At 39.8% G+C, this 13406-nt stretch carries 13 protein-coding genes; 8 read left to right on the forward strand and 5 right to left on the reverse strand.

Features of this window, described 5'->3' with window-relative positions; translation table 11 throughout:
* Positions 1-34: 34 nt before the first annotated feature.
* Both D0907_RS17225 and D0907_RS17230 read right to left on the reverse strand, forming a co-directional pair.
* Entirely contained in the window at positions 35-988 is a 954-nt protein-coding gene (locus D0907_RS17225) for a carbohydrate kinase family protein (protein ID WP_036971904.1), read from the reverse strand.
* Positions 988-2205, reverse strand: coding sequence for an AGE family epimerase/isomerase (locus D0907_RS17230; protein ID WP_118844905.1), 1218 nt, complete (start codon positions 2203-2205; stop codon positions 988-990). Before D0907_RS17230 ends, D0907_RS17225 begins: the two co-directional genes overlap by 1 nt.
* Positions 2206-2342: 137 nt before the next feature.
* Here D0907_RS17230 and D0907_RS17235 point away from each other — a divergent pair, with 137 nt between their 5' ends.
* From D0907_RS17235 to D0907_RS17260, 6 genes are all read left to right on the forward strand, one after another.
* A complete protein-coding gene (locus D0907_RS17235; protein ID WP_118844906.1) occupies positions 2343-3614 on the forward strand; it encodes a sugar MFS transporter in 1272 nt (423 codons plus the stop codon).
* A 328-nt stretch (positions 3615-3942) separates the two neighbouring features.
* Positions 3943-5832: a methyl-accepting chemotaxis protein gene (locus D0907_RS17240; RefSeq protein WP_065979075.1), complete on the forward strand. Its 1890-nt coding sequence runs from the start codon at positions 3943-3945 to the stop codon at positions 5830-5832.
* A 14-nt stretch (positions 5833-5846) separates the two neighbouring features.
* On the forward strand, positions 5847-6926 hold the full coding sequence (locus D0907_RS17245; RefSeq protein WP_244223168.1) for a GGDEF domain-containing protein: 1080 nt from the start codon (positions 5847-5849) through the stop codon (positions 6924-6926).
* A complete protein-coding gene (locus D0907_RS17250) occupies positions 6927-7532 on the forward strand; it encodes a DsbA family protein (protein WP_118844907.1) in 606 nt (201 codons plus the stop codon). It begins immediately after the preceding gene.
* 347 nt (positions 7533-7879) lie between these two features.
* On the forward strand, positions 7880-8242 hold the full coding sequence (locus tag D0907_RS17255) for a GFA family protein (RefSeq protein WP_051501848.1): 363 nt from the start codon (positions 7880-7882) through the stop codon (positions 8240-8242).
* Between the two features lie 127 nt (positions 8243-8369).
* Positions 8370-9287 carry a DUF5700 domain-containing putative Zn-dependent protease gene (locus D0907_RS17260; RefSeq protein ID WP_162898067.1) on the forward strand — a complete coding sequence of 306 codons (918 nt, stop codon included), beginning with the start codon at positions 8370-8372 and terminating at the stop codon, positions 9285-9287.
* Positions 9288-9483: 196 nt separating this feature from the next.
* On the opposite strand, the gene D0907_RS17265 is transcribed toward D0907_RS17260, so the two are convergent.
* From D0907_RS17265 to D0907_RS17275, 3 genes are all read right to left on the reverse strand, one after another.
* Entirely contained in the window at positions 9484-9798 is a 315-nt protein-coding gene (locus D0907_RS17265) for a hypothetical protein (protein ID WP_036971883.1), read from the reverse strand.
* Positions 9799-9961: 163 nt separating this feature from the next.
* Positions 9962-10267 (reverse strand): hypothetical protein, encoded by a 306-nt coding sequence (locus D0907_RS17270; protein WP_036971881.1) that lies wholly within the window; start codon positions 10265-10267, stop codon positions 9962-9964.
* A 71-nt stretch (positions 10268-10338) separates the two neighbouring features.
* Complete coding sequence (locus D0907_RS17275) at positions 10339-11508, reverse strand: acyltransferase family protein (protein ID WP_036971879.1); 1170 nt, start codon at positions 11506-11508, stop codon at positions 10339-10341.
* A gap of 150 nt (positions 11509-11658) precedes the next feature.
* On the opposite strand from D0907_RS17275, the gene D0907_RS17280 reads away from it, so the two are divergent.
* On the forward strand, positions 11659-12804 hold the full coding sequence (locus tag D0907_RS17280) for a sensor histidine kinase (protein WP_118844909.1): 1146 nt from the start codon (positions 11659-11661) through the stop codon (positions 12802-12804).
* Positions 12782-13396: a response regulator gene (locus D0907_RS17285; protein ID WP_118844910.1), complete on the forward strand. Its 615-nt coding sequence runs from the start codon at positions 12782-12784 to the stop codon at positions 13394-13396. Before D0907_RS17280 ends, D0907_RS17285 begins: the two co-directional genes overlap by 23 nt.
* The last annotated feature ends 10 nt before the right edge of the window (positions 13397-13406 follow it).

The following is a 13406-nucleotide window of genomic DNA, read 5'->3' on the forward strand; positions in this document are numbered from 1 at the left end:
CACGGCATGTGTGATTGCCGTGTTCACTGTTAATTTAGGCTAAGTCTGCTGCACTTGGCAATGATGCAAATGCGCCATAGCGACTCACTGCAAAAGCGCCCGCTTTGGCGGCGTAAGCAATCGTCTCTTCGATATTGCTTTGCGTTTGGCAAAACTCTTTAAAACGTTGCTTATTTTCACAGTGCTGGCCAATCTTTGACAGCATACCGCCAATAAAGGCATCGCCTGCGGCAGTGGTATCAACTACGTTGGTGGCTGGTGGGCTTACTTGGCCTTTAAAATCAGCGTGATAAACGTTAATTGCTTCACCGCCATTGGTAACGAGCAAACAGGTTACACCTGCCTTTAAAATGGTATCAATGGTATGTTCAAGTGGCATTGCCTGATGACTTTTTTGATTTAGAAACTCAAGTTCTTCAAATGAAAGTTTTACGATATCTGACAAAGAGATAACATGCCACATTCTATCTAGCGTATGGCGCATGCTTGGCCACAGGTTTTCGCGCAAATTCATGTCAAAACTACAAATTGCACCGGCTTTTTTCGCCTGAGTAAGGCCGTAAATCGTTGTTTGATAGATGTTGTGCTCAGTAAGGCTGTTACTACATACATGCATAATGGCATGTTCAGCAAACATCGAACTGTTAAAGTCATCTACCCGATAAAGTAAATCGGCCGCGGGTGGGCGATAAAAGCTAAATGAACGTTCGCCGCTTTCATCTAGTGAAACAAAGGCGAGTGCTGTTTTAGCGGCATCGGTAAATTGGCAATAATCGGTGTTAACGCCATGCTGTGCCAGCTCATCTTTTATAAAGTGTCCAAACATATCATCGCCAAGCATGCCACAAAAACTGGTTTTTAATCCTAGCTTTGCTGCTGCAACAGCCACGTTAGCAGGCGCACCACCTGCATATTTGGTAAATGATTCAGGCTGTTTGCCGTCAGACAAAAAGTCAATTAGCGCTTCGCCAAAACACACTAAGCTCATTATGTATTCCTCAATGTTATTACTTTTAATACTTCGTAGCAGGCACCCATTGTGTGGTAATCGGTTTTTCCCGCAGGTGATTTTTCGTCACTGTATGCCTGATTGTTTGCTGATAAAATTCTAAACCATGCCCCATACTGATGATCTACCATATGTTGCCAACTGTATTGCCAAATTTTCTCATACCAAAGCCAATATGTATCATCGTGTGTAGCATCAGCGAGTAGGGCGGCAGCGGCCAATGATTCGGCCTGAACCCAAAAGTATTTATCGCTGTCGCAAATCTGTTTATCTGGCGCAAAACCATAAAAAATACCACCGTGCTCGTTATCCCATGCAATAGCCAATGTGTCATCAAATAACGTTTTAGCCCGCTCAACTAGCCAAGGTAATTCAACATGGCGATTTAAAATCAGTAACAGTTTAGCCCATTCAGTTTGGTGGCCTGGTTGAAAGCCCCACGGTCTAAATAAATGGCGAGGGTCATCTTTATTGTAATCAAAGTCGAGCTGCCAATCTTGATGGTAATGCTCCCACACAAACTGCTGACTTTTTGCCGCCAACTTTAGTGTGAATGTCTGTGCTAACAGCAGCGCGCGGTCTAAATAGTGGCGCTGATTAGTGGCTTCAAAACACATCAAAAGTGCTTCGCATAGGTGCATATTGGCATTTTGACCGCGGTAAGTGTCGGCTTGACTAAAATCGGCAGTGTATTCGTCTAAATAGGCATTATTTTTGGCATCAAAATAATGGGTTTCAAGTAAATTCCATACTTGCGAAATGGTATTTTCACACTCGCTGATGCCAGCTTTTAATGCGACTGCATTTGCAAGCAGTACAAACGCAAGGCCATAGCAATGATTCGTGTCATCTAAAATGGTGACCTTGCCTTCGTTGGCTTGTTTTAACAGCCACGCATACCCCCCAGATTTTTGCTTATGCACACGCTCAAGGTGGGCTAAGCCATGGTGCGTTAGTCTGAGGTATTCAGGCTCTTTTAAATGCAAATAGGCCATTGCATAATTAAAAACAAAGCGAGTACTGGACACCAAATGACGGGTTTCTTTGTCATAAATCTGACCGTCATCTTTAAAAAATTGATAGAAGCCACCACAACCATTTGCTGAATTATCAACACAATGCGGATGATAAAAAGCGAGCGTGTCTTTTATGTGCTGCTTTAAGAAATCAGGGCTTTTAAAATCGACAGTATGCATGCTGCCTCCGGTGGTTTTCTTGATTAAAGCAACTATAGCAGGAAATAAATATTTTGGAACGTTCCTATTAAATCTTTGTGCTATTTTTACTTCAATGTGTAGAATCAAGCGTAACTTGTTAACGGAGTGAAAACCACGTGAGTGAAATTAATACAAACCAATCGTTTGTCGCTGAGGGGCCGCAGCAAAATAAAAACTACCTGCTTCCCTTAACGGCAATGACGACCCTGTTCTTTTTATGGGGTTTTATTACAGTTTTAAATGATGTGTTGATCCCGCGCTTAAAAGGCGTCTTTGATTTAACCTATACCGAAGCAATGCTGGTACAGTTTTGCTTCTTTGGCGCCTACTTTATAGTGTCGTTACCAGCCGGTATGTTGGTGAAAAAATTGGGTTATAAGAACGGGGTTCTAACCGGTTTAATCGTTGCGTCAATTGGCTGTATGTTGTTTTACCCTGCTGTTGTAGTGCATGAGTATTGGCTATTTTTAGGTGCGCTTTTTGTACTAGCTGCAGGCATTACAGTGTTACAAGTATCAGCAAATCCTTATGTTGTCGCATTGGGACCTGAGAAAACAGCATCATCTCGCTTAAACCTTGCGCAAGCGCTCAATTCATTAGGCACAACGGTTGGCCCTTATGTTGGGGGGATCTTATTTTTTGGTACCGCGGGCTCATTGGCGGCAAACGCTGCAACGGCTGAGTCTGTTAAGGTTCCATATTTAATGCTAGCAGCAGCGCTGTTAACGATTGCTGTGGTATTTGCGTTCTTTAAATTACCTGTCATTGCCGAGCACACAGAAGAGCAAGACTGCAAAGCAAAAAATCATAGCCTAAAAGAAGCCCCTCATTTAATTATGGGAGTCGTGGGAATTTTTTGTTACGTGGGTGCAGAGGTGTCAATTGGTAGTTTCTTAGTTAATTACTTTGGTGAAGCACATATTGCGGGGCTTGAAGAGCATGCAGCCGCAAGTTTAATTGCGTACTACTGGGGTGGTGCGATGGTGGGCCGCTTTATCGGTTCTGCGGCATTGCAAAAAATAGCCCCTTCTAAAGCGCTGTTCTTTAACGCCATGATGGTTATTGTATTGTTACTTGTGACAATTTTCACAGAAGGTAATGTGGCACTGTACTCTGTGTTGGCGATTGGTTTATTTAACTCAATTATGTTCCCAACCATATTTTCAGTTGCCATTGAAAGCCTAGGTTCATTAACGAGTAAAGGCTCTGGTTGGTTATGTTTAGCCATTGTTGGTGGGGCGCTTGTGCCTTTAGTGCAAGGTGTTGTTGCCGATACCGTTAGTATTCAACAAAGCTTCTTCGTTCCAGTGATTTGCTATGCGTTTATTGCCTGGTATGGCTTGAATGTTGTGCGTCTTGCCGACACGTGGAAAAAACGAATAGGTTAAAGCGGCCTCTTTTTAATGAAAACCCTGCGTTTAAGACGCGGGGTTTTTTTATGCCTGATTACCTTAGCCGTATGATTTTATGAATACGTATTCAGTGATACGTGAACACGCACGGCATAGGAACGTTCCAATAGAAGTGTTGAACTGTGCTGTTGCAATTTGATGTTTGGTTTTCATTATGAGTACACAGAAAGTAATCGATTTTCGTGAAGAAGTGGTTTTAAAAAGCGACGTTTTTATGGTTTTAAGCTAAATTTATAAGACAAAGTGATTTTATTTTGTTAAAAATAAACGGCTAACAACGAAAATAACAACAAATAGGGTTGCCATGCAAAGCACGCTTAAATTTACCACCAAAGTCACCGTAGCTGCGTCATTAGTATTAGTGATAGTGCTGGGTTTATTCACAATTAATAATTTTATCTCAATGCGAAGCCAAACGCAGGAGCAGCTATCTTTAGTTCTGCAAGAGATCTCTCAATCGGTGTCACAAAATATTGCTAACTGGCTTAATGCCAAACTAGCCATCGTGTCTTCTGTGGCTGATACCTACCAATTAGGTGACAGCAAAGCGTTGACCTTAACCCAGCTTAGTACGGCAGACAAAGCGGGCAATTTTAAAAATACGTACATTGGTATTTCAGATGGAACGTTTGTACTTAATGATCAATCTGTTGTATTACCGCCAGACTACGACGCAACAACACGCCCTTGGTATAAGCTTGTTGAAAACAAAACGAATACGGCTTTCACCGCGCCATATATTGATGTAACCACAAACGAATTAACTATTTCGGCTGTCGCGCCAATGCAATCAAATGGTGTATTTAGTGGCGTTGCTGGCGCTGATATCGATATGAAAACCATCACTAAAATCGTTAACGAAATTGACTTTTTAGGGTTTGGTTATGGCTTTTTACTGGATAGTGAAGGACGTATTTTAAGTCATCCCGACACGAAATATAATGATAAAAATATGCGTGACTTGTTTGGCAAAAATCTATCTTTACAGTCAGAGTTTGTTGAAGTGCAAGTTGCGGGCTCAGATAAGCTAGTGTCGTTTACTAAAATAAAAGGCATTAAGAATGTTGATTGGTACTTAGGTGTGGTGATCAACGAAGAGATAGCGTATTCGTCAGTGGCGTCATTTAGAAATATGGCGGCTGTTTACATGCTTATTGGGATTGTTGCGATTGTACTGATGATGCAATTTTTATTGCGTTATTTAATGCGCCCGATGCAGCGCTTAAGCGATGCAATTAAAGACATTGCTCAAGGCGAGGGCGATTTAACACGTCGTCTTGAAATCGAGAATAACGATGAATTTGGCGAATTGAGTCATTACTTCAATGCCTTTATAGAAAAAATTCATAGCTCAATTGAACAAGTAAAAAGTACCACGGTTGAGCTGGAGCGATTAGTTGAAAGCTTAGTAAATCAAACTCAAGGCACACTCGCTATGTACGCTGATCAAACGAAGCGTACAGATAATGTGGCTACGGCAATTAATGAGTTAACTTCAAGTGCAGTCGAAATATCAAACAGTGCTAGTAATGCCTCTAAATTAGCGACAAGTGCAAATAGCCAGTCGCTGCAAAGTCAGTCTGCACTCGCGGACAACTTAAATGCAATTAATGCACTGTCACGTAACATGGAGCAAGCACAAAAAACCATTAATAGCTTAGATGCTCACACGGTCAGTATCGGCCAAGTACTCGAAGTGATTAAAGGGGTAAGCGAGCAAACAAATCTACTTGCTTTAAATGCCGCAATAGAGGCTGCCCGAGCGGGTGAAGCGGGTCGAGGGTTTGCCGTTGTTGCAGACGAAGTACGTCAGCTTGCTCATCGTACACAACAATCAACACAAGAGATCGAAGACACCATAACGCAGTTACAACAGGGCTCGGCGTCAGCAGTTGAAGTAATGACTGCCAGTATTAAAGACAGCGAGAAAAGCGTTGAACAAGCGCATATTGCGGGTGACAAAATGGCCGAGGTTACACAGGCAATCGAGTCAATAGATGAAGTAAATCACAGTGTTGCAAATGCAACAACCGAGCAAAATCATGTTATTCAAAGCTTAGATAGTGATATTCATTCAATAAGTGAGTTGTCTAACCAAGGGCAAAGTAACTTAAACAATACCCTCAATGAGTGCACTAAACTTAAAGCGCAGTTTTATGAACTTGAAAAGCTCGTTCTGAAGTTTAAAGTATAAAGGTATTCTCACTTTTGGATCAAAACTGGCTTAGTGCCATTACCTTAAAAAGTGTCGACACGGCGGACAAACAACGCCGTGCCTTCACGTTATTTACCATGGCCTTTTTTGCCATAGCATTAATTACCACATTACTCATTTTAAACTATCAGGTGTATGCCTTACCGCTTACGGTGATGCTGCTAATAAGCGATATAGCCATCGTCGGGTGTTTGCTTTATTACTTTCGAACGGGAAATCTTACTGCAATCGCCTGCATTATCTTATTAATTATTATGCTGTTGTGTATCTCACTGGTGTATACCGGAGGTAAAGAAAATACAGCATTGTATTGGCTAATGTTTTATCCGGTTGTTGCCTATGTAACGCTAGGGCTTAAAGTGGGTAGTGTATTCGTGGCCATTATGTACTTAAGCACTACACTTTTGTTGTTTGGTGCTGATGTTGGTCAGGTAAGCTATGGTCATGTTGAAATGACACGATTTTTGGCCTCATTCACATTGGTTATTTTGTTCTCTGGGATCAGTGAATTTTTCCGTCAAAAAAGCCATCAAAAAATTGCTGATATTACCCTTATTGAAAAACGTGACGCTTTAACCGACCCACTCACTGGGCTTGCCAATCGTCGCTATATTTATGAGCATATTTGTCCACGCTTAGAATCGGATGCACAAAGTCATTTACCCATGTCGATATTGTTAATTGATCTAGATAACTTTAAATTAGTTAATGATACTTACGGCCATGATTTTGGCGATCAGGTTTTGATTGCCTTTACGTCTATGCTTTTCGATAAGCTACGCACGACAGATATAAAAGCACGCTATGGAGGAGAAGAATTTATAATTTTATTACCCAATACCGAGCTTAAAACAGCCCATAGCGTTGCTGAAAAATTATGTGCCCATGTTGCCGATAAGCGTATAGCTTATGATGTGGGAATGGCAGTGTCTATTACCTGTAGTATTGGTATCGCGAGCTTAAATCACGCCAGTCAGTTTAGTAAGGCTGTTAAGCGAGCCGATGATAATCTTTACAAGGCTAAAATGGCAGGGCGCAATACTGTTGTATCCAATAAACAAGAAGACGAGTAAATGGCCAGATTAATATATGTTTACGACCCAATGTGCAGTTGGTGTTGGGGGTACAGAGAAACGTGGTTAAAACTGCAGGCTGCGTTCACCGATAAACTCAGCATTGAGTATAAAGTAGGGGGGCTTGCACCTGATAGCGATGAGCCAATGCCTTTAGACATGCAGCAATTTTTACAGCAAACATGGCATCGAATTGAGCAGCAGCTTGGTACGAAATTTAATCATGATTTTTGGCATACAGCTCAACCACGCCGCTCTACCTATCCAGCATGTCGTGCGGTGCTTGTTGCAAGGCAACACGTTAAAGAGCCCGAAATGCTCTATGCCATTCAAAAAGCCTACTACTTAAACGCACAAAACCCATCTGACATAAGCACCCTTGCTAATCTCGCAGAGCAAATAGGCTTAGATAAAACAGCCTTTATTAATGATATTCAAAGTGATGCTATCAATGTGTTATTAATGGCTGAAATAAACGCAGCGCGTTCACTGCCAATCCAAGGCTTTCCTTCTTTAGTGCTCGAAAATAAAGGGGAGTACCATGTAATCCCAGTTAATTACCTTGATTGGGAAGCCAGTTATCAGCAGATCCTTTCGCTTATATAGTCTCAAAGCCAGCTCTTTTGTTTTTTAAGAGGGGGGTCATTTAACGAGGGGGAGTAGGAAAATTTCATATCACTTTTTTGACTAATTATTTATTAGAGTAATCATTTATTTGAGTAATATTGAAACATTCTTCTATTGTTATGGTTTGAGCGCTTGCATAGTTAAAATAACGACCCAATCACTCGTTTTGTGAGTATGGAAAAAGAAGAGCAACCAACTTTTTATATATAGTAATTGGTTAATAACTTTGTTAATAATAAGTCTTTAAGATAATTGAGCTTCAGCGTGGTATAAAAATGACCGACTAGCTCGATATATACCTGTTAGGTATTTAGGAGAATCACGGAATGATCGAAGCAAGTTGTCATTGTGGCAATATTAAAATAGCGGTTCCTGAAATCACGGATACGGTTACAAGTTGTAATTGTTCTGCTTGCAGTAAGTATGCATCATTATGGGCTTACTTTTCACCCAAAGACGTTAAATTTACTACGATAGATAATTCTATTGCTTCATATTCTTGGGGTGATAAAACCATTGAATTTCATCATTGTAATAACTGCGGTTGTTTAACTCATTACACACCAACAGAACTTGGCAATAAAGATAAAATGGCTGTCAATTTTCGTTTAGTAAATGCAAATATTCTTAACGCCCTTAAAATTAGATATTTTGACGGCGCAGACACATGGAAAGAAATAAAGCAGTAAATGCCTAACAAGGCATTCTAAGTTGGACAAATTGTCGTGAACTTTTTGTTCGTGTCTTGCCTATTTTAGCTAACAGCAATTTGCCGCTTAAAATGGCGTTAACCTTATCAATAATATGTATTTGATTATGCGAAATTTTTATAAAATCCATCTGCTAACAACACTTTTATTTGGAGTGTTATCATTCAAAACACTTGGCCAAGACCAATCAGCTACCTATGAAATAATTAATCTTGCTGATGATTTTTATTCTGTATATCAGTCAAGCAAAACGTTATCCCCTGAAAAGAGAGCAGAGCAGTTTTCACAATATTTCACCTCTCAGTTTGAGCCTTTCTATAGTAATAAGAGCTTTGTTAAATCTATTGAAAGTTTCAGTGAGATAGAAGATGTATACTTATTAAAAAACAGAGAGTTATCTAAAAATTTAAATGGTAGCATGGACTCGTTTATTGCTACTTTTGAAGATTTTAAATCTGAAACACCAATATATATACTCCATTCGCTCGGTGGCTTTAATGGGGCAACACGTGATTTGAATGGCAAATCTTACTTAATGTTTGGTGTAGATCTGATGGCTAAATACCATAACTGGAAGAATGACACCCCATTTTTTCATCATGAGCTATTTCATGTTTACCATGAAAACTTTTTTCAATGTAATGATGAACTCTGGTGCTCGCTATGGACTGAGGGCTTAGCAACGTACGTGTCACACCAGTTGAATTCGTCTGCGAGTAATGATGAATTGATGCTAAACATACCTGAAAATATGATTAAAAATGTCCGTTCTAGACTGCGTTATTCGCTGACTGATCTTAAGGGAAAATTTTACTCGAAAAATCCTGAAACATACTCTTCATTCTTCAGTTTCAGAAAAGATGAAACAAATTTGCCATACCGCAGAGGTTATTACCTAGGCTACATTTTAGCCAAAGAAATAGGCAAAGATTACAGTTTAGAAGAGTTGGCAAAAATGGAGAAAAAGACTGTAGAGCTATTATTACTAAAAGCACTTGATTCATTAATCGAATTGCAAGGCTAACAAATAGTTAAACTGGGTCTTAAAACAGTTTATTTTGAGTGTCTTACTATTCTAACAAACTATTTTAAGCCCGTTAATGTTGGGTTATTGATTATAGACTCAACGCGTTCCTGACCTTTGACCGAGATATATTACTCGTCTTTGCCCCTAAATGAGCTAATGTAAATGCTCTAAAGATCTGCTTTGAGCGAAGCAGTCAATCAAAAGTTTTGATGTCTGAAGTCAAGATTTGATCCTCGTTGGCTTTTTCAAAACGAATGGGCACGAGCTTTTGTAATAGTGGCAACACAAGCAAAGGCTCAGAGCGATTATCAATACAAACAACGGCATTTGCACTACTCAGCGCTCTCACCAATGCGTTAACAGGGGCTATATCGTCCAAAGACTCAATAAAACAATTGTCTTTCTCAAACTTACTAATATCGTCGAAATACGCATCAGGCGAAAAACAATATAACTCAAGCGGCTTAACTACCGCGTTATTGTTGTTTGATAGTTTTTTCCCTAACACGATGAGTGGATGAGCTTTTTATCCAATCCGAGCTTAAGCAAAAGCATATTTATTAAATCCATGTACTTCACTGAATACCAAATTAAAATAGCGTCATATTTTTATCGTGCATTATTAGGTACATTAAAACAATAGCTATTTTGATGAATTACCAGCGATTGCGCTATGCACTATGAGTAAGTAATTTAATCCATTCATCTGCGTTTGACACAATGAATTGATATTTATTACCATCTTTTAATATGATTTCAATTGCATCACGTGTATAAGGCAAAATACCTGCAACTTTACCAGTACACTTACTCACTTTGACAATTTCACGCTGTGCAAACATATAAGGTCCTAACCCAAATTGCGCATTAAACGGTGCAAAATGAATATCGGTGTTGGTTAGCCAAAATCTACCGTCGGCTTTGATTGTCCCTTGTTGAATCGTGGCGATTGACGATTTGATTGTTATTGCATGCATAATAGTATCTCTTGATGTAGCTCTTAATGTGTCAGTTTTGCTGCTTTTAAGTCATTACCAAGTGACGACATTTAGGCTGACTGTATTATCTTTCTCTTGGTTTGCCTACCGTTAAGTAGTGCGCCAAACCATGTATTTTTAACTAATAATAAATAACTTATTTGACCTATAAGTAATGTTACAACCACGCTAACTATAAACTTTACTAAAACAGGCAAATTAGTATTAATCAATGGCATCTGAATATAAATCAGCACTGGCACATGTATTAAATAAATCCAATATGATGCATTTGATATGCTGCGACTGAGCTTACTTTTGTGATTTAAAAAACGATGCCCAAGTAAAAACGTTATGGCGGTTAACAAAATAACACTCAGTCCTTGTGATAAAACATGCAATACATATAGCTCTCCCGCTGCGGAAAAAGACCCCGTAGTTGCGGCAGCAATCACTTCATCTAAGCTTGGCGCGGCTGGTAATAAAGAAAAATAGCCAGTCAGTGATATTGCAACACCCAAAATAAGAGGCCATAAGTACCTATGATATGACGAAATGAGCTGTTGTTTTCTATAAAGCCCTACTCCTAAACAATAAAAACTGCCGTAAAAACCATACGACCACAACTGTGGCGTGAGCTTATCGGGAGCTGGGAATGGAATAGATTGCCCCATTAATGAAAGCGTTAACACGATGGGAAGTACAACCCACATAAATAAAGGGTGAACGCTAAGCGCATCGAATTTATTACCTAATAAGTTAGTTGTTTTCAACAACCAATGAATTAAGCAAAACTGATATAAATTCCACAAAAACCATAAGTGCATAGTGCTAACAACAGGCTCTTTAATGACTTGAAACACAGCAAAAATTGGCGGTATTGGATTAGCTATATCGGCTCCAAAACTCAAGGCATGGTAGTAAATAGCAAAGCTTAGCGGTAAAAAAACAATAAAAGGCAGTAATATATGTTGACTGCGATGGCGTAAAAATCGCGCGTTGCTCGATTTATCTATTAAAAGTGCACTGCAAAACCCTGCAATAATAAAAAATAACGGCATCCGAAATAAGTGCAGCGTATGCGTAATATAATCAAATAGACCATGTGTGCTTGGGTCTGCCGTAAACCAAATATTGCTAAAGAACGGACTGTAGGCTAAAGCGGCATGAAATACTATGCCGAGCAATAGCGCGAGGCTGCGTAAATTATCAATGTAATGTAATCGACTGTCTTTATTCATTAATGTGCCCAACTAATTTTTATTAATAAAGCATAAATGATTGAGGCATAATGGCACTAGTCACAAAGCTCATAGCCCGAGCTATGACAGATGTCACTGTTTTTAAATCGCGAGTTCTGCAATAATTGCTAAAAAAATATGGTCATAGTAATGGAATCAACTATACGACATACAACCGATTGGCATTTCTCAACATTGGCATCGTGGCTTGGGGTGACATCGGCGTGTGCCTATTATGCAAACTCAGAATTAGCACTATATTTGCAAGTCATAGTAAGTGGTTCCATTTTAGCCATTTTGCTGTATGTGTTAAAACAACCCAATAAATTTGTTCACGGCGTAGCACTTGGCTATTTCCTGCTTATTTTGGTTATGATACAACTGAGTTCAACGTCCTTAGTTTTTATCCACCTAGTGATGTTTACCGCGGTTTTTAGTCCTCATTTTTCGCTTCCTAAAATACTGGCTTGCGTTGTGGCCGCCATGCTGGTGTATGGTTTAACGCATTATGCGCGCTGGGAAAATGGCATTCCTTGGATCACGTTTACAATTTGGTTTTTCTTTTGCTTGATGAATTGGTTTGTCAGTCGCCGGATTGTCGAAAGTTTAAATACACATTACCAATCCCGCCAAAACTACAAAGAGTTAAAAGCCACCCAACACATGATGGGGGTGATGCATGCAGCGCAAGAGCGACAAAAGATATCACGCGAGCTCCATGACTCACTCGGCCATAAGCTTACCGCGCTCAGCATTAATTTAGATTTTGCTAAAAGAGCAGCAAATGAAGCCACCGTTGAAACCCTCTCTCTTTGTCACCAACTTAGCCAAGAAGTATTGGCTGAGGTGCGCGAAATCGTTTCCACTCAACGCAATGACAAAACGATACTTAAACAAGCTCTTGAGGCCATTTGCGAACTAACACCTAATTTACACTGTGATCTCCAACTAAGTAAGGAGACAGAGCAGCTCCCTCAAGACTACGCCCTGTGTGTATTGCGGTTTACCCAAGAGATGATCAGCAACACCCTTAAACATACTCAAGCAAACTATTTTACTTTGCATGTAAATGTCTCCCACGTTGGCCAACACCCGCTGTTAATTGCAAAAGCGTATCATAATCAACCAGAGACTCATTTACCAAAACAAGGGAACGGATTAGCAGGATTAAATGAGCGAATGGCACAATTTAGCGGTGAATTTTCACAACACCTTGAGCAAGAAACACTGATAAATACCATGACACTACCACTAAATTTAGAAGAAAAAAGCCATGATAAAGTGCCTACTAGTTGAAGATCAGACATTAGTTCGTTTAGGCCTCGCTAATTTACTTAACCTTGATAGCGCCATTAATATCGAAGCCCAAGCTGAAGATGGCTTGCAAGCGCTTACACTATTAGCTGAGCATAGTTTTGACATTGCTTTACTCGATATGAGAATGCCGAATTTAGATGGGCTCGGCGTGCTGCAAAAAATGCGTGAAAAGGGTGATAAAACCCCTGTGCTGATCATCACCACATTTGAAGATTGTGATGTATTAGTCAAAGCCCTTAATCTAGGTGCTCGTGGGTATGTGCTTAAAAACATTGAACTTGAAGAACTCATTAGCGCTATCAAGCAGGTCGTTGCAGGTGAGCGAGTATTGCAAAGTGCGGTGACTGATTTTTTACTCAAAAAGCAACTAAGCCCTCAGCTCAGCTTAACGGACAAAGAACAAACCGTATTGCAGTGTTTGTCTTTAGGTATGCCAAACAAAGTGATTGCCAAAAAATTAGATAACTCTGAGGGGACTATTCGTAATCATGTGTCACAAATTCTTGCCAAATTAGACGTGAAAGACCGCACTCAGGCCGTTATAAAAGCCATTAATCAAAACCTAATTTAACACGCGAACA

It is taken from the genome of Pseudoalteromonas lipolytica, assembly GCF_003515105.1.
Classification (GTDB): Bacteria; Pseudomonadota; Gammaproteobacteria; order Enterobacterales; family Alteromonadaceae; genus Pseudoalteromonas; species Pseudoalteromonas lipolytica.